Source organism: Actinopolymorpha sp. B11F2 (assembly GCF_040195635.1).
GTDB lineage: Bacteria > Actinomycetota > Actinomycetes > Propionibacteriales > Actinopolymorphaceae > Thermasporomyces.
The window spans coordinates 104204-122018 of the sequence record NZ_JBEFTX010000005.1 but is presented as its reverse complement, the minus strand read 5'-3'; the positions used below and the strand labels follow the sequence as shown (position 1 = coordinate 122018).

The window sequence follows — 17815 nt, the reverse complement described above, 5'->3', positions numbered from 1 at the left end:
GACGGAGCAGGAAACGATGAGCGAGACCAGCTCAGCCAGCCCGACCGGCCAGCCCCACGAGAACGGCCAGCCCGGCGGCGGCCCGGAGGTGTACGACTTCGGGACGATCCAGGCCAAATGGCTTCCCGTGTGGCAGCGGATGGACCCCTTCCGGGCCGACCGGCTCGCCGGTGACGACCCGGTGGCAGAGCCTGACCCGAGGGAGCGGCGCTACCTGCTCGACATGTTCCCGTACCCCTCCGGCGATCTGCACATGGGCCACGGCGAGGCCTATGCGTTCGGCGACCTGGTGGCGCGGTACTGGTTCCAGAAGGGCTACAACGTCCTGCACCCGATCGGGTGGGACGCCTTCGGGTTGCCGGCCGAGAACGCCGCGATCCGGCGCAACGCCCACCCGGCCGAGTGGACCTACGCCAACATCGACACCCAGGCCGAGTCGTTCAAACGCTACGGAGTGTCCTTCGACTGGTCGCGGCGGCTGCAGACCTGCGACCCGGCGTACTACCGGTGGACGCAGTGGTTGTTCCTGCGGTTCTACGAGCGCGGCCTGGCCTACCGCAAGGCGTCCCTCGTCAACTGGTGCCCCAAGGACCAGACCGTGCTGGCCAACGAGCAGGTGATCGCGGGCAACTGTGAACGCTGCGGCTCGGCGGTCACCAAGCGCGAGCTGACCCAGTGGTACTTCAAGATCACCGACTACGCCCAGCGGCTCCTCGACGACATGACGCTGCTGGAAGGCTCCTGGCCGGAGCGCGTCCTGACCATGCAGCGCAACTGGATCGGCCGGTCCGAGGGTGCGTACGTCGACTTCCGGATCGAAGGCCGCGACCAGCCCGTCACCGTCTTCACCACCCGGCCGGACACGCTGTTCGGGGCGACGTTCTTCGTCGTGGCGGCCGACGCCAAGCTGGCGGCCGAGATCTGCACGCCGGAGCAGCGGGAGGCGTTCGACACCTATCTGGAACAGGTCAAGCGCGAGACCGAGATCGAACGCCTGGCAGCCGACCGGCCCAAGACCGGGGTGTTCCTGGGCGTCCACGCGATCAACCCGGTCAACGGTGAACGCATCCCCGTCTACGCGGCCGACTATGTCCTCGCCGACTACGGCACCGGCGCGATCATGGCGGTCCCGGCACAGGACCAGCGCGACTGGGACTTCGCCAAGGCGTACGACCTGCCGATCGTGCGGACCGTGCAGCCGCCCGCGGACTTCGACGGCGAGGCGTACGTCGGGGAGGGCCCGGGGATCAACTCCGCCAACGCCGAGGTGAGCCTCAACGGCCTCGACGTCGCCGAAGCCAAGTCGCGGATCATCGCCTGGCTGGACAAGAAGGGCCTCGGCAAGGGCGCCATCACCTTCCGGCTGCGCGACTGGCTGATCTCGCGGCAGCGGTTCTGGGGGTGCCCGATCCCGATCGTGCACTGTGCGGCGTGCGGCGAGGTGCCGGTGGCAGACGAGCAGCTGCCGGTGGAGCTGCCCGACCTGCGGGGTTCCGACCTTGCGCCTCAGGGGACGTCGCCGTTGGCCGCGGCCGGCGAATGGGTCAACGTCGAATGCCCCAAGTGCGGTGGGCCCGCACGGCGTGACTCGGACACGATGGACACGTTCGTCGACTCCTCCTGGTACTACCTGCGCTACTGCTCGCCGCACTACACCGAAGGCCCGTTCGACCCCGAGGCAGTCCGCCGGTGGATGCCGGTGCGCCAGTACGTCGGTGGCGTGGAGCACGCGATTTTGCACCTGCTCTACAGCAGGTTCTTCGTCAAGGTGCTGCACGACATGGGCGCCGTCGACTTCACCGAGCCCTTCTCGGCGCTGCTCAACCAGGGTCAGGTCATCAACGAGGGCGCGGCGATGAGCAAGACGCTGGGCAACGGCGTGGACCTGGGCGAGCAGCTCGCGACCTACGGCGTCGACGCGATCCGGCTGACGATGGTGTTCGCCGGTCCGCCCGAGGACGACATCGACTGGGCCGACCTGTCGCCGGCTGGTTCCCTGCGTTTCGTCCAACGGGCCTGGCGGCTGGCTGGCGATGTGACCAGTGAGCCGGGGGTCGACGTCGCCGCCGGCGATGTGGCGTTGCGCAAGGTCACGCACCGGACCATCAAGACGTTCACCGAGCATGTCGAGGCGTTCAAGTTCAACGTCGGAATCGCCCGGCTGATGGAGCTGACCAGCGCCATCCGCAAGGCGATCGACAGCGGGTGCGGTCCCGCCGATCCCGCTGTGCGCGAGGCAGTGGAGGCGCTGGCGGTGATGCTGAGCGTCGTGACGCCCTACACCGCCGAGGACATGTGGGAACGCCTAGGTCACGAGCCCACGGTCGCCTTGGCGGGCTGGCCGGCGTACGACGAAGGCCTGGCGGCGGCCGAGTCGGTGACCGCCGTGGTGCAGATCGCCGGGAAGCTGCGGGACAAGTTCGACGTGTCGCCGGACGTCTCGGAGGACGAGCTGCGGGACCTCGCCCTCGCGTCGCAGAAGGTCCAGGCGGCGTTGGGTGGCCGCGAGATCCGCAAGCTCATCGTGCGAGCGCCCAAGCTCGTCAACATCGTCCCGGGGTGAGACCGCCAACGGTTCGGGGTGACCGGCGTAGGGCAGCCACCGGTTTGCCGTGGCCGCGACCGGGCCTGCACGCTAGATTGGACGTTATGCGACTCGTCCTTCTCCTTAGACAGCCGCGCTGACCTGCAGCGGGTGCTTCTCGCACCGCGTCGGCGCGGCTCGTGGTCGTTCCGATCCGGAAAGCCCAGTCGAGGAGAAGCGAGCCCGATCATGACTGTCGAGGAGACGACTCCGTCCACTTCCTCCCCTTCGTTCCGATACAACGGCGAGTTGGCCGGTGAGATCGAGAGCCGTTGGCAGGCGTACTGGAAAGCGCACCGCACTTTCCAGGTGGCCAACCCGGCGGGCTCGCTCGCCGCGCAAGGCGAGGTTGACACCGTGGCAGGCGGCGCCGACGACAGGCTGCCGACCGACGGCGACGCCACGGTCCCCAGCCGGGTGGACACGAGAAAGTTCTATGTCCTCGACATGTTCATCGGGCCCTCCGGTGCGATGCATGTCGGACATCCGCTGGGCTACGTCGGGACCGACGTCTACGGACGCTACCTGCGGATGTGCGGGTTCCGGGTGCTGCATGCGTTCGGCTTCGACGCTTTCGGACTGCCCGCCGAGCAGTACGCCATCCAGACCGGTCAGCACCCCCACATCACCACCGAGCAGAGCATCGCCACGATCAGGGCGCAGCTGAACCGCCTCGGCATGGCCCACGACGACCGGCGCAGTGTGTCCACCACCGACGTGGAGTTCTACCGCTGGACGCAGTGGATCTTCCTGCAGATCTTCAACTCCTGGTACGACGAGCGGGCCGACAGGGCGCGCCCGATCGCCGAGCTGGTGAAGGAGTTCCAGTCCGGTGTGCGCCCCACGCCCGACGACCGGCCGTGGTCGGAGATGACCGAACCCCAACGCAGGAAGGTGATCGACGCGCACCGACTGGCCTACCTGGATGAGGTGGAGGTGAACTGGTGCCCCGGCCTCGGCACAGTCCTGGCCAACGAGGAAGTCACCGTCGACGGCCGGAGCGAGCGCGGCAACTTCCCCGTCCACCCCAGGAGGATGCGGCAGTGGATGCTGCGGATCACCGCGTACGCCGACCGCCTGCTGGCGGACCTGGACCACCTCGACTGGCCGGAGTCGATGAAGTCCCAGCAGCGCCACTGGATCGGGCGTTCGGTCGAGGAGGAGGCCGGCGAGACGGCGCCGAGATATCGGCTGCGGGACTGGGTGTTCAGCCGGCAACGCTACTGGGGCGAGCCGTTCCCCATCGTCTACGACGAACACGGTCCGGTCGCGCTGCCGGAGACCATGCTGCCGGTGGAGCTGCCGCCGACTGCCGACTTCGCGCCCAGGGTCTATGACCCGGACGACAGGGACGCCGAGCCCGAACCACCCCTGTCCCGCCTGCCGGAGTGGGTGTCGGTACGCCTTGACCTGGGTGACGGCCCGAAGGACTACCGACGCGAGACGCACACCATGCCGCAGTGGGCAGGGTCGTGCTGGTACGAGCTGCGTTACCTGGACCCCGACAACGATGCGGCATTCTGCGATCCCGCCAACGAAAGTTACTGGATGGGCCCGCAAGCCGCCGTTGACACCGGGGATGCCGACGCCGGCCGGACCGATCCTGGCGGCGTCGACCTGTACGTCGGCGGGGTCGAGCACGCCGTCCTGCACCTGCTCTACGCCCGCTTCTGGCACAAGGTGTTGTACGACCTGGGGCATGTCTCCAGTCGCGAGCCGTTCCGCCGGCTGATCAACAACGGCTACATCCAGGCGTACTCCTACACCGATGCGCGCGGAGTCCACGTGCCTGCCGACGAGGTGGTCGAGCGGGACGGCGCCTTCTGGTACCACGGCCAACGCGTCGAACGCAGCCTCGGCAAGATGGGCAAGAGCCTGCGCAACATGGTGACACCTGACGAGATGTGTGCGCGCTACGGCGCCGACACGTTCCGGATGTATGTCATGTCCACCGGGCCGCTGCCGGCGTCGCGGCCGTGGGACCCACACGGGATCGTCGGCATGCACCGGTTCCTCCAGCGGGTGTGGCGGATGCTGGTCGACGAGGATTCCGGCGCCTGCACGGTCTCCGCGCTGCCGGCGTCGGTGGCCACGAGACGCGTGGTGCACAAGGCGATCGACGCCGTAGGAAGGGACATGGACGAACTGGCGTTCAACACCGCCATCGCCCGGCTGACCGAGCTGTCGCGTCATCTGGCCGGCCTGGTCACGGTGCCGCGCGAGGCGGCGGAGCCGCTGGTGCTGATGCTGGCGCCGTTCGCACCTCATCTGGCCGAGGAGTTGTGGTCGCGGATGCACGGCAGCGACGGGGAGGGGGGATCCGTCGCGTACATCCCTTATCCGGAAGCGGATCCGGCCCTACTGGTCCCTGATCGGGTGACCTGCGTGGTCCAGGTGGCCGGCCGGTTGCGTGACCGCTTCGAGGTGGCGCCAGACGTCTCCGGCGACGAGCTGCGGCGGCGCGCCCTCGCATCCACGAAGGTCCGTACCGCATTGGCCGGCCGCCAGGTCCGGACCGTGATCGTCCGCGCGCCGAAGCTGGTGAACGTCGTGCCGGCATGAGGGCAGCTTCGTGCCCCGGGACGGGCGACCACGAGTCAGGTTCGACCCTCAGCCGCCGTGCGGGCCGATGGGCGCATGGGAGTGGATCAGGCGTCGCCGCTCGCCACGTCGGCCAGGAGCTTGGCGGGTTGGAAGGCGTACGCCACCATCCAGTGCGGAGCGACCCGGAGGTAAGCGATGTCGTCACCCCAGCTGGTCGGTGAGCTGCCGTAGTGCGCGGTCAGATGGTCCTCGATCGCCTGCCAGTCGGGATGGTCCTGCGACACGAACTCCGCCGTGCCGTGCACGAACACCCCGAGGTCGTCGCCCCGGAGGTGCGCGACGCTGACCGCCGGACGCGCTCGCAGGTGGCGGACCTTCACCGCCGTGCCGGCCGTCGAGAACACCCACCGCCCATGCAGGAAGTGTCCGTCGAGCCCGGAGATCCGGGGCTCACCCCTGGCGGTCACCGTAGCGACCGAGAGGGTGCACATCCCGGTGAGGACGGACGTGAGCTGCGAGGCCGTCAACGTGCGTTCGCCCGGCGTCACGATCGACCGCAGGTGTTCGCTGGAGCGGGGGAGCGAGGTGTCCAGGAGGGTCTGCAGGTCGTGGAGCTCGTCAGCTGTTTCGTACATCCTCCCGAGGATGGCAGAACCCGCCGACACCGACAGGTCGACCACAAAGTTCGACAGCTGGGGCCACCGCCTTCGAGTCCGGCGACGGAGCCGGCGCGGGGAGAGCGCCCCGAGTGGCCGTGGTCACCGATTCCACCGTGACCCTCCCGTGGGCCGAGGAGACTGGGATCGGGTCACGACCAGCGCCCGACAAGGACTGACAGGTGCGGCGGTCAGGCTCGACCGCCGCACGTGACATACCCTGGGCCCCCGTGGACCTGCGTGGAGATTCTCGACGCGACGCGCTGGTGGCGATCGCCGATCGGTACCACATCGCGATCGAGGACATCGTGCCCGCTCCCGCCCCGGGCGCGGCCAACTACGTCTACTTCCTCGGCGATCACCTCGTGGTCCGGATCCCCCGCGGCGGAGGTGCTCGCCTGGCGGAGTTGGCGAAGGAGGCCACCGTGATCCCGGCCGCGCGGCGGGCGGGGGTGCGGACTCCGGCCGTCGTGACCTACGACGACAGCTGTTCGGTCGTCGGCGTGCCCTACCTCGTCGTCGAACGCGTCCGCGGTCGGGACCTCGGAGCTCTCGGGGTGTCGCCGACGGAGGCGGCAGGTGCGTACCGTCAGGTCGGGCTGAGCCTCGCCCGGCTGCACCGGCTCGTGCGAGGCAGGGTCGGGCCACTGCCGGGGCTGGGTGTCGACGACGAATCGGATCCGCGGCCCACAGTGGAGGCGTTGGCGGAGGTGGGGTACGTCGACGTCGATGCGGCACGCTGGCTCATCGGCTGGTTCGACCGGCTGGCTCGTTGGCGCCCGGCGGACGTGGAACCCGTCGTCGTCCATGGAGACGCGGCACCGACCAACATCGTCGTCGCCTCCGACCTGGAGCTGCTGGGTCCAGGCGCTGACCGCGGCGTGGATGGTGTCTTCGACACGGCCACGCTCGTCGACTGGGGAGATGCCGCGTGGGCCGACCCGGCGGTGGACTTCGCGAAGATCCCGTTGCGAGCGGTGCCGTTCGCGTTGGAGGGGTATCTGGCCGGCGTGAGTGCGCGGTCGCGGGCAGAGGCGTTGCAGGGCTGGGCGGCTCGGATCCTGTGGTACCACCTGAGCTGGGCGCTGCACGGTGCCCCCAGGAACCGCGGACGGACGAACGCACCTGGACGGCACCGCCGCTGAGCCGGTTGCTCGAGGTGCTGCGTTTCTTCGCCCAGTCGCCGCCTGAGCCTTGGGCCTCTCTGGCCTGAGGATCCTGCCGACTGCCTCTCAGGACCTGCCGTGAAGTCCGAGGAGCGGTGACGTCGTGAGGTGGCTTGCCTGCCCCCACGACGGGCCGGGAGCTTGCCGGGGGCCGTGAGGTGCCCGGCCCCACGACGTCCGGGAGATACAGGCGGCCGGATTTTGTCCACAACCTGCGAAACAGCTGGTTCATCCACAGGTCTGGCGGCTTCCGCGGACGGCGGGCTCGCATCTCCCTACCGTCGTGGCGTGTTTCGTCGCCACACCACTCGTCGCCGGGTCCGGTCCGACACCGTTCGTGCGGTGCGCCGCGTCCAGGCTCTGTGGCGAGCGCCTGCGCGAGAGTTCCGGGTGGGTGGCTGGTTGCCGAGCCGGGCGGGCGGCCCGGTCCGTGGTCAGGGGGAGCCGGGCGGCGCACCCGACGGGAGTGAGGAGCCCGACGTGCCCCAGGAGCCCGAGCCGGATGAGCAGCCTGAGCCCGACAAGAGCTTCCCGTATGTCGATCGACTTCGGCATGACGACGGGTTGCTGGGTGACGACCGGTTGCTGGGTGACGACCGATTCCGGGATGAGGATCGGGTTCGGGATGAGGATCGGTTCCGGGTCGACGGCCGAATTCCGGGGGACGAGGAAATGGCCGGCGGGGAGCTGGGTGGCGTCGCCACCTGGGGTCTGCGGCGAGGACACCTGGTGGTCATCGCCGTGCTGTTACTGGTCGCCGTCGGCGGTGTCGGCGTCATGGTGCTCCGCGAGCGACCGGTGCGCGAGAGCGTCACTCAGCGTCCGATCGCCACCGCGTCGGTGGTGGCATCGACCAGTCCGGGTGCAACCGCGACCAGCGCCTCGCCGACACCGCCGACGCTGGTCATCCATGTGGCAGGGAAAGTCCGCAAGCCAGGTGTGGTCCGGCTTCCGGCAGGCTCGCGGGTGATCGATGCCGTCTTGGCATCAGGCGGCGCCCTGAACGGCGTCGACCTGGCCGCACTCAATCTCGCGCGCCCACTCGCCGACGGTGAGCAGGTCCTGGTGGGGGTCACCGCGCCTCCCGGCGTACCCGCCCCGGGTGCGCCCCTCCAAGGCGGTTCGGCTGCAGGCTCAGCCGGCACCGGCCTGCCCGCCACCCCGGTCAACCTCAATACCGCCACGCTCGAGGAACTGGACACACTGCCGGGAGTCGGCCCCGTGCTGGGGCAGCGCATCATCGAGTTCCGCACGTCGCAGGGCGGCTTCACCAGCATCGAAGAGCTGCGCAATGTCACCGGGATAGGCGAGCGGACGTACGCGGACCTTCGTGACCGGGTCACCGTGTGAGGCGTGCAGTGAGTGTCGTTCACCAGGTTCGCGGGCGCCTGGTTCGGAGCGTGACGAGGGCGTTTCGCCCGGGGAGGTCGAGCCGGCCCGGGCCGCCGGCCGCAGCTGGGCGCGGGCGGCCTCCGGCCCCGGCAGGCGATCCGGCTGCATCGCGTCAGCCCGTAGACGCCCGGCTGGTGCCGCTGGCCGTAACCGCCTGGCTGTGCACGCTCGTCGTTCCGCTGCTGCCTCGCCTGCCGGTGGTCGTCGCGGCGGTGGGTCTCGTCCTCGTGGCAATCGCGTTCATCGCCCTGGATCGGCGGCGGCGGTTCCACCGGCGTGCCGCGGCGCTGGCCGTGGTCTGTCTGGGCGGCGGCGTCATGTGCCTCGTGACGGTCGCCCACATCGCCGTGTCGCGAAGCGGACCCCTCTCCGACCTCGCCGCTGACTCCGCCGTGGTGACCGCCGAGCTTCGGGTGGGGACCGATCCGCTGCGGAGGGAGTCCAACCGCGGATTCCGGTCCACCTACGTCGTGGTGGAGGCGGACATCATCCGGGTCGTGGCACGCGGTACGACCACCCGGCTGAAGGCGCCGGTCGTTCTCACCGGATCTGTGGCATGGGTCGATGTCGACCCCGGCACCGTCGTACGCACCGTAGGAAGGCTCGCCGAGACCAGGCCCGGCGAACGAGAGGTGGCCCTCCTCGCCGCCCGGTCGCCCCCGGAGCTGGTCGAGCCTGCAGGCTGGCTCGACCGGGGGGCGAGCCGGCTGCGGGCCGGTCTTCGCGCCGCGGTTGCCGGGCTTCCGGAGGCCGAACGTGGCCTCGTGCCCGCCATCGTGGTCGGGGACGTGTCGGGCATGCCGGAGCACCTCGTCGACGACTTCCGTACGGCCGGCCTTTCGCACCTGACCGCTGTGTCCGGAGCGAACTTCACGATCGTGCTTGCGTTCGTCCTCGGTCTCGCGCGTTGGGCAGGTCTTCGATCGTGGGGCCTGCCGGTGCTCGGAGTGCTGTGTGCCTTGGGGTTCGTCGTCCTGGCAAGGCCTGAGCCGAGTGTTCTCCGTGCAGCGGCGATGGGGCTGGTCGGCCTCGCGGGGCTCGCGGCGGGATCGCGCCGGTACGGCGTTCCCGCCCTTGCCATCGCCGTAGTCGCCCTGCTCCTCGTCGATCCGTGGCTCGGGCGGTCGTTCGGGTTCGCCCTCTCGGTCCTAGCCACCGCGGGAATCCTCGTGTTGGCACCGGTCTACACCGCAAGCCTCGCGGGCTGGCTGCCACGGTTCGCCGCCGCGGCGGTCGCCGTGCCGCTTGCGGCTCAGCTCGCCTGCACACCGCTGGTCGCGATCCTGTCCGGGTCGGTCAGCGTGGTCGCGGTCGTCGCCAACCTCGTCGCTTCACCAGCGGTGTTCCCGGCGACAGTCTTCGGGTTGGTGGCCACCATCCTGGCGCCGCTGAGCGTTGGCATCGCCTCGGTTCCCGGCTTTCTGGCCGGAGTGGCGGCCCGGTGGATCGTCGAGGTCGGGGCGCTCGCGGCGCGGGCGCCCGGCGCGAGCCTGTCGTGGCCGGCGAGCGGGCCGGGTATCGCGGTACTGGTCGCGCTGTGCGGCGTCGGCGTTCTCGCCGCACCGGCACTGCTGAGGCGGCGCGGTCTCAGTCTCGTCCTGGCAGGCGCGGCCGCAGTGTGGATTGTCCATCCGGTCCGCATGCCCGTCCCCATGACGTGGATCACGGGCTGGCCGCCGCAAGGCTGGATCCTTGTCGCCTGCGATGTCGGGCAAGGTGACGCACTCGTCCTGCGGTCCGGGCCCCGCACTGGCGTGGTGGTCGACACCGGACCCGACCGCGCGAAGATGGACGCCTGCCTGGCCGACCTCGGCATCACGCGGGTTCCGTACGTCCTGCTCACCCACTTCCATGCCGACCACACCGCGGGACTCGCCGGAGTCGTTCGCGGTAGGACGGTGGGGGAGGTCGGTATCCGCCCACAGGCGCCCGCCAGCGAGAAGACCGTTCGTGTCGGGGACTCGGTGCTCGGAGCCGGCGTTCGGGTCACCGAGGTCGTCGCGGGTGAGCGCCGGCGGTCAGGCGACGTGACCTGGACCGTGCTCAGTCCGCACCCGGCGACGCCAGGGGCTAGGCCGCCTCCGGGTGCCACGTCCGGAACTGCGCACGACGAGGAGGGTTCGGCGGAGAACGACGCGAGCGTCGTGGCGATGGCCGAGATCCGGGGCATCCGGATCCTCCTCACCGGTGACATCGAGCCGGCGAGTCAGCGGGCGCTGCTGCGGTCCGGCCATGACCTTCGCGCGACGGTGCTCAAGGTTCCTCACCACGGGTCGCGCTACCAGGACCAGGAGTTCCTGCGAGCAACTGGCGCGACCATCGCGCTGATCACTGTCGGTGCCGAAAATGACTATGGACATCCCGCACCGACGACCGTCTCGACGGTGGAGGCGTTCGGCGGCACGGTGGCGCGGACCGATCTCGCGGGTGCCATCGCCGTCGTCAAAGACCGTGGTGGGCTGGGCATCGTGAGCCGGGGAGCGGCCGACGAGGGCGTACGAACCGACGCGGGTACGGATGGTGGGGCTGCCAGCGCTGAAGTCGGGCACGCGGAGTCGCAGGCGGGCGCGGGCCGGACCTCACGGTCGACGGGAGGTGAGACCAGGATTGTCGGACCTTCGTGGGATGCTGACGTCGATGGCAGCCAAATCTCGTTCCGCACCGGCCACTGGCGAAGCTCTCGGCGGGGTCACGCTCGTGCTCGGCGCCGAAGACCTGCTGGCCGATCGCGCGGTCGCGGCGGCAGTCGATGCCGTCCGTTCGGTCGATCCAGGAGCCGACCTCACCGAGATCGACGCGGTGAACCTGGCACCCGGGAGTCTCGCCGAGCTCACGAGCCCGTCGCTGTTCGCATCCGCACGGATCGTGGTGGTCAGGTCGGTCGAGACACTGCCGGCCGAATCCACCGACGCGGTCCTCAGCTACGCCGGCAGTCCAGAGCCCGATGTCGCCATGGTCCTGGTCCACCGCGGCGGGCAGAAGGGCCGGTCCGTTGCCGACAAACTCCGCAAGGCCGGCGCACGTGTCGTCGCGTGTGATCCGCTGCGGAGTTACGAGCTGCCCGGTTTCGTCCAACGTGAGGGCCGGGCGGCGGGCGTCCGCATCAACGACGACGCGGCGGGCCTGCTGGTGGATGCGGTCGGAAGCGACCTTCGAGTGCTCGCGGGGGCGACGGCCCAGCTGATCTCCGACAGCGCCGGAACGGCGATCACCGAGGAAGTCATCCGCCGATACTTCGCCGGTCGCGCAGAGGTCAACAGCTTCGCGGTGGCCGACGCGGCACTGGCGGGTCGCACGGCGCATGCGCTGGAGCAACTCCGCTGGGCGATGCGTGCCGGGGTCGCCCCTGTGCTGGTGACCTCCGCGCTCGCCTCCGGCCTGCGCGGTCTGGCCAAGCTCGAGGGTGCACCTCGAGGCCTGCGCGAGGGCGACCTGGCCCGTGAGGTCGGCGTGCCTCCGTGGAAGCTCAAGACGCTGCGCGCCCAGCTACGCGGCTGGAATTCCGAGGGACTTGCGTTGGCGATCCAGGCGGCGGCTCAGGCCGATGCCGATGTCAAGGGTGCCGCCGATGATGCGGACTACGCGCTGGAGAAGGCGGTCCTCGCTGTGAGCCGTGCACGACAGCACTAGCGGGACATCGCCCGGGTCCTGGTCCGTCTTTTCGACCAGAAGGGGCTGCGATTGGTCACCTCGGGTCCAGGTCACTGCACACTTGACCAGTGACTCTCCGGCGTACGGTGCACCGGTCTCGCTCGGTGCCCACCTCGGGCACGCCGGCAGCCGGGACGCAGGCCGGGTACGCCTAGATCCGGGAGCGACTGGCGGACAGGAGCCTCAGCAAGTGCCGCCCGCAGTCGACGTGGGAGTCGCGAGCCAGGCGTGACCTGGAAGAGACGCCGCCGCCTACACGGGGCCCGGGAGAGACGCGCCAGCTAGAGGTGACCTGGGGGACACGGCCCCGACTAGAGGGAGCCGGCCCGCTTGAAGATGGCGGACTTCTTGTTGGCCGCGTGATTCTTGTGGATCACGCCCTTGGAGGCCGCCTTGTCGAGCAAGCGGCCAGCAGCGCGGGCGGAGTCCTGCGCCGTGGCGGCGTCGCCGCTGTCGGCGGCCTCGCGGAATTTGCGAATTGCCGTCTTCACCGACGAACGTACCGACTTGTTGCGCTGCCGGCGGCGCTCGTTCTGCTTGATCCGCTTGATCTGGGACTTGATGTTCGCCACTGAGTCAATGCCTCGATCGGACGTTGTGCTGATGGACGATGGGAGCGTGCCGGACCAGGCCGGACACGCGAACGGACAGCTTACCAGCCGTCGGAGCCGGGCCTACACTCGCGAACGCGGGGGCGGCCGAGCCGGTGGCCAGCCGGAACTCAGCGCAAACGTGATCATGTCGATGATCATGAAGGCCCGCGGGTAGTGGCCGCCCTGTCGTGGGCGGAGGTGGGGCGCGCCCCGGCCCAGACGCTTCATGATCACCGGCATGATCAAGGGCCGCCGGGGCCGGCGGGCGAGCTGGCGGGTCTGGGTGCGCTGACTGGAGGGTGTGTGGGTGTGCGGGCTGGGGTGCGGGGCTGGGGTGCGGGGCTGGGGTGCGGGGCTGGCCGTCTCCCAGGACCGCCGGACCTTCCAACCTCCGGACCAACTCCCTACTCGGTCTCGGTGAGGGTGAGGGAGCGGAGCCGGTGGCCCGCGAACCAGGTCGCGGCCACGGTCACGGCGACGAGGAGCACCAGGGCGGTGCCCGCGCTCATGACCGACTCGATCGCGTCCTGCTTGATCACGCTGTCGGCGACGGCCAGAGCCCACTGCTGGATGCTGAGCGTTTTCGCCCCCGGTACGAATCCGCCGACGAAGCTCTCCCAGATCAGTGCGTAGACGAGCCCGAAGACCACCGCGTGCCGGGTGAGTACGGCCAGGAGCAGGAACACCGCGCTGTAGGTGAGGCCGGCGATCGCCGTGCCCACGCCGAACCCGAGAGCGACACCCCCGTCGAGACCCGACACGACGACTGCGGCGACGAACGTCGGTACGGCCGCGAAGGCGAGCAGGCAGCCAGCCGCGATGGCGAGCTTCGTCACGATGATGATCGGCCGCGACACGGGCTTGGCGAGAATGTAGACGATCGACCCCTCGTCGACCTCGGGCCCGATGACGCCGGTGCCGGCGATCAGGCCGAGCAGCGGCACCATGGTGCCGAGAGCGAACGCCTGCAGCAGCGGCGTACCCACCACCGAGTCCGGACCGGCGACGCCTCTGATGACCGCGGCAAGCGCCAGGAGGAGGACCGGCAGGATGAACAACAGCAGCACCCGGCGCTTGCCGAGGAGCGTGCTCGTCGTGAGTCTGGCGATGGTTGCGTTCATGGCATCCTCGTAGGTGGTCAGGCCGGGCGGGTCGGCGCTGTCGTGCTCACGCGCTGATGAGATAGGCGAAGACGCTCTCGAGGGACTCGTCGGACGGCGACACCTCGAAGAGCCGGACTTCGGCGTCCCGCGCCATCTGCGGCAGCAGCCAGGTGAACCGGGCGAAATCGACCGCCTGCACCCGGAGACACTGGTCACGTACGTCGAGTTCGACTCCCGCCGACGAACCGTCGGAGATGAGCCATGAGGCGAGCCGCCGGTCGTCGCTGGAGCGGATGACGTACTGATGTGGCCGGTCGGCCATCAGCCGGCGGATCTCCCGGAAGTCGCCGGACGCGGCATGTCGCCCCGCGACGACCACCTCGATGTGGGAGGCGACCTGCTCGACCTCCTCGAGGATGTGCGAGCTGAACAGCACGGTGCGTCCCTGCGCCCCCATCGAACGCAGAAGATCCATCAGGTGCAGACGCTGCCGAGGGTCCATGCCGTTGAAAGGCTCGTCGAGGAGCAGGACCGGCGGGTCGTGGACGAGAGCGGTCGCCATCTTGATCCGCTGTTTCATGCCCTTGGAGTACGTACCGACGCGGCGGCCCTGTGCGTACGCCATCTCCACCGTGGCGATCGCGGCCCGCGCGGCCGCCCGCGGGTCGGGCAGCTTGTGCAGCTTCGCGTTGGCGAGGACGAACTGCCAGCCGGTGAGGTTGTCGTAGAGGGCTTCGCGTTCGGGGACCAGGCCGATCCGCCGGTAGGCGAGATGGTTTCGCCAGACGGCGGAGTCGTCCAGCGTGACCTTGCCAGCTGACGGCGCCAGGAAGCCGCCCATCATGTGGATCAGCGTCGACTTGCCGGCGCCGTTAGGACCCAGGAGTCCGGTGACACCCGGACCGATGGTCATCGTGATGTCGTTGACCGCGACGACATTGCCGTACCAGCGGGAGGCACGGTCGATGTGGACGACGCTCATGCTGGTCTCCGTTCGCATGACCACAGCGGTGCCTCACTCCGGCACACCTCGTTCCTCGGCGTACCTGCGTGGGGGCTCCTCGCGCTCATGCGTTCGCCACCGTCCGGTATCGCAGGAGCAGCAGGCCGAACGAGCCGACGACGACCGCCGCCGCGGTGAGGACGAAGGCCAACAGACCGACGGTCGTGTCCGGTGGCGGAATCACGCCGGAGTACTCCGCCCCGAACGCGGTCACCTGCACGCCGTCGACCAGGGTGATCGGCGAGAGGAGTCCGAAGTAGCCGGCGAGTGTGGTGTTGTTCTCCGACTGCGCGATCCCAGAGGCGATCGTGACACCGGAGTAGCTGAGAACGAGTACCGTGATGATGGCCGCGACGCCGAATCCGCGCCGCGTCGTGAGGGACGCGATGACGCCGCCGACCCCGGCGAGCACGAGCGCGAGGACCACCACACCGGCCAACCCGGCGGCGAAGTTCTTCGTCTGCTCACCGAAAGACAACTTCGCCAGCAGGGTGCCGGCGTACAACACGATCAGCGGCGCGAGCACGAGGATCGCGATCGAGGTCGCGAGAGCGGCGAACTTCGCGGTCACGTAGTCGAGCCTGGTAAGCGGCCGGGAGAAGTACAACGTGATCGTGCGGAACCGCAGGTCGCGGGAGAACAACTGCGGTGCCTGCGAGGCCACGAAGATGCCGATGACCGCCTGGGTGACGACGAAGTACCGCTCATACGGAAGTGGCAGGTCCTGGAGCCTGGCGAACATCATGACCGCGACGACGATGACGGCCGGCAGGAGCATCGCCCCGGCGAGCAGGAACGGCAGCACCTTGGACTTTGCCGACCGTCCGAGACCGTAGGTCGACCGGAGGCTCTGTACGTACAACGACCGCAGGATGTACGCCCGACCGAGGCGAGCCCCGTCGTAGTTCCGGTAGCCGATGTCGTGGATGACGCCACCAGGTGCGGCAGCGCCGACCGGACCGGCAGGTAGGGCCTCACGGGGCACTGGCATGCCGTGCTCCTCCGTCGCTGTGGGCTTCGTCGGTGTGCGTTGCGTCGACATGAGCCCTGTCGACATGAGCCCCGTCGGTGTGGGCCCCGCCAGGATGGGCTCCGTCGACGTGGCTCGGTGCCTGCACTTCGTTGGCGCGGAAGACCTCCTCGATCCTGTGCCGGCGCTGCTGCATCCGGACCAGTCCGAGATGGAGTTCTGCCGCCGTGTCGCGTACGACGTCGTAGATGCGTTCGTCGGTGGCGTCGATCACCAGCATCCGGCCGTCGGGCGAGACCGAGTGGCCACGGGCGGCGAGGGCCTGGCCGAGCCGGTCACGCCCGATGGTGGTGCCCGCGCCGGAGTCGTGTGCACTCACCTCGACGAGGAGCATGGGGGTGGCGCGGGTGAAGTCAGCCGTCGAGGACGACCGCAGAAGCCGTCCACCGTCGATGATCACCACGTGGTCGCTGATCTGCTCGAGTTCGCCCAGCAGGTGCGAGGTGACCAGGACGGAGATGCCGAAGTCGGCACCGATCCGGCGGATCAGGGCCAGCATGTCGTCGCGGCCGGCCGGGTCGAGGCCGTTGGTCGGCTCGTCGAGGAAGACGAGGCTCGGGTCATGGACGAGTGCCTGGGCCAGTTTGACCCGCTGTCGCATGCCGGTGGAGTAGCCCCCGATGGGTCGGTAGCGCTCCTCGTACAGGCCGACGTGGCGGAGCGTGTCGGCGGTCCGTTCGCGAGCGCTGGCGGCCGGAAGCCCGGACATCCGCGCCATGTGGACCACGAACTCCGTTGCCGACACGTCCGGAACCAGGCAGTCGTGTTCGGGCATGTAGCCGACCCGGTCGCGGATGGCCGAACCGTCGGTGCTGACGTCGAGGCCGAGCACGCGGGCCGTGCCTGAGGTGGCCGGCGCGAGGCCGAGCAGGATCTTGATGAGCGTGGACTTTCCCGCGCCGTTGGCGCCGACCAGCCCCGTGACCCCCGGGCCGACCTCGATGCTGAGCTGCTCGAGGGCGGTGACGCGGGGGAACCTCTTGGTGAGGTCTTGGGTGGAGATGACGGTCACGGTCACGACGCTAGTGCACAGGGGCGCCTCTGACCGTCCATCTCCAGGACGAGGCGTGGCATTCCTGCCCGTAGGGGTTCCCCTGGTGATCCGGGCGAAGCGTCAGCCGACCCAGCCGCGGCGTACGGCGATCCAGGACAGGCATGCCTGCGCGTACCACGCCTGGTGCGTACGCAGATGCGGCGATCCGGGGACGGCCGGTTCGAGCGACGACCGGGTGAAGTAGCCGCTCAGCCCGGCGAGGGCCGCGTCGACCGCTTCGGGATCCACATCGGCGCCGAGGGGATGGGCGGCGAACAGGGCGTCGCCGTCGTAGCCGTCTCCGCGGGCGGAGATCAGCAGGGAGAGGAGGTCGAGCCAGGGCGCTCCACGGCTGGGCCAGTTCCAGTCGCAGATCCAGACCTGTCCGTCGTCGCCCATGATCACGTTGTCGTCGCGGAGGTCGCAGTGGACCACTGAGTCGCCGGCGAGGGCGTCCAGCGCCTGGTCCTCGAGGGTCGCGAGCTCGGCGACCTGTGGGTCGGGTGCGTCGGCGCCCGCGGAGGCGACCTGGCGCCAGTACCCGAAGTCGTCGGCCAGCCAGTCTCCGAGGGCGGGGACGACAAGATCTGGTGGTCCGGGCGTGAGGGCTTCCGCCATCGGTGTCAGTGCGGTGATGACGCGGGCGAGCTCGGTGGCGTCCCACGGCCGGGCCGGTGGCTGGCCAGGCACGTCGTCGAAGCACAGCACGACCCAGCCCTCGTGCTCTGAGGTCCAGCGCACCCGAGGCGTGGGCACGCCGTCGGGGAGCCGTGGGACGATCCGTGCCTCGGCCTGGTAGCAGTCGGCGATCACCGGGCTGTCCTCGGACGAGGCTGCCTTCACGAACGCGGTCCCGCCCTTGCCGTAGACCAGCCGGGACGCGAAACCCGGGGTGAACCCCGACCCCTGGTTGGCGACGGCGGTGACGGGCCCGCCGAGCCGTTCCTCGATGTGCGTACGAAGGAAATCGGGCAGGTCGGGCCACTCCGGCCGGAGCGCGGTTGCTCCGTGCGGGACCAGGGGTGCGGCTGGCGCGGTCATCGGTCGATCCTGACAGCCC

General features: G+C 69.5%; 12 protein-coding genes and 1 pseudogene. 6 read left to right on the top strand and 7 right to left on the bottom strand.

What is annotated here, in order from left to right:
• The first annotated feature begins 16 nt into the window (after positions 1-16).
• Entirely contained in the window at positions 17-2563 is a 2547-nt protein-coding gene (gene leuS, locus ABN034_RS11390; protein WP_349690963.1) for a leucine--tRNA ligase, read from the top strand.
• A gap of 210 nt (positions 2564-2773) precedes the next feature.
• On the top strand, positions 2774-5146 hold the full coding sequence (locus ABN034_RS11385) for a class I tRNA ligase family protein (protein ID WP_349690962.1): 2373 nt from the start codon (positions 2774-2776) through the stop codon (positions 5144-5146).
• A gap of 86 nt (positions 5147-5232) precedes the next feature.
• On the opposite strand, the gene ABN034_RS11380 is transcribed toward ABN034_RS11385, so the two are convergent.
• A complete protein-coding gene (locus ABN034_RS11380; RefSeq protein WP_349690961.1) occupies positions 5233-5763 on the bottom strand; it encodes a pyridoxamine 5'-phosphate oxidase family protein in 531 nt (176 codons plus the stop codon).
• A gap of 251 nt (positions 5764-6014) precedes the next feature.
• Between ABN034_RS11380 and ABN034_RS11375 the strand changes: the two genes are divergently transcribed.
• From ABN034_RS11375 to holA, 4 genes and pseudogenes are all read left to right on the top strand, one after another.
• Positions 6015-6929 carry a phosphotransferase family protein gene (locus ABN034_RS11375; protein ID WP_349690960.1) on the top strand — a complete coding sequence of 305 codons (915 nt, stop codon included), beginning with the start codon at positions 6015-6017 and terminating at the stop codon, positions 6927-6929.
• 363 nt (positions 6930-7292) lie between these two features.
• A complete protein-coding gene (locus ABN034_RS11370; protein WP_349690959.1) occupies positions 7293-8300 on the top strand; it encodes a ComEA family DNA-binding protein in 1008 nt (335 codons plus the stop codon).
• 359 nt (positions 8301-8659) lie between these two features.
• Positions 8660-10375, top strand: a pseudogene (locus ABN034_RS11365) (ComEC/Rec2 family competence protein); the annotation flags it as partial.
• A gap of 484 nt (positions 10376-10859) precedes the next feature.
• Positions 10860-11972: a DNA polymerase III subunit delta gene (holA, locus tag ABN034_RS11360; protein WP_349690958.1), complete on the top strand. Its 1113-nt coding sequence runs from the start codon at positions 10860-10862 to the stop codon at positions 11970-11972.
• A 332-nt stretch (positions 11973-12304) separates the two neighbouring features.
• Here holA and rpsT read toward each other — a convergent pair whose 3' ends face one another.
• From rpsT to ABN034_RS11330, 6 genes are all read right to left on the bottom strand, one after another.
• A complete protein-coding gene (rpsT, locus tag ABN034_RS11355) occupies positions 12305-12565 on the bottom strand; it encodes a 30S ribosomal protein S20 (protein WP_349690957.1) in 261 nt (86 codons plus the stop codon).
• Positions 12566-12990: 425 nt separating this feature from the next.
• Positions 12991-13707: an ABC transporter permease gene (locus ABN034_RS11350; RefSeq protein ID WP_349690956.1), complete on the bottom strand. Its 717-nt coding sequence runs from the start codon at positions 13705-13707 to the stop codon at positions 12991-12993.
• A gap of 46 nt (positions 13708-13753) precedes the next feature.
• Positions 13754-14671 (bottom strand): ABC transporter ATP-binding protein, encoded by a 918-nt coding sequence (locus tag ABN034_RS11345; RefSeq protein WP_349690955.1) that lies wholly within the window; start codon positions 14669-14671, stop codon positions 13754-13756.
• An 85-nt stretch (positions 14672-14756) separates the two neighbouring features.
• Positions 14757-15683 (bottom strand): ABC transporter permease, encoded by a 927-nt coding sequence (locus tag ABN034_RS11340; RefSeq protein ID WP_349690954.1) that lies wholly within the window; start codon positions 15681-15683, stop codon positions 14757-14759.
• Complete coding sequence (locus tag ABN034_RS11335; protein ID WP_349690953.1) at positions 15667-16734, bottom strand: ABC transporter ATP-binding protein; 1068 nt, start codon at positions 16732-16734, stop codon at positions 15667-15669. The genes ABN034_RS11340 and ABN034_RS11335 overlap by 17 nt, the downstream gene beginning before the upstream one ends.
• Before the next feature lie 102 nt (positions 16735-16836).
• Positions 16837-17796 carry a phosphotransferase family protein gene (locus ABN034_RS11330; protein WP_349690952.1) on the bottom strand — a complete coding sequence of 320 codons (960 nt, stop codon included), beginning with the start codon at positions 17794-17796 and terminating at the stop codon, positions 16837-16839.
• Between the last annotated feature and the right edge of the window lie 19 nt (positions 17797-17815).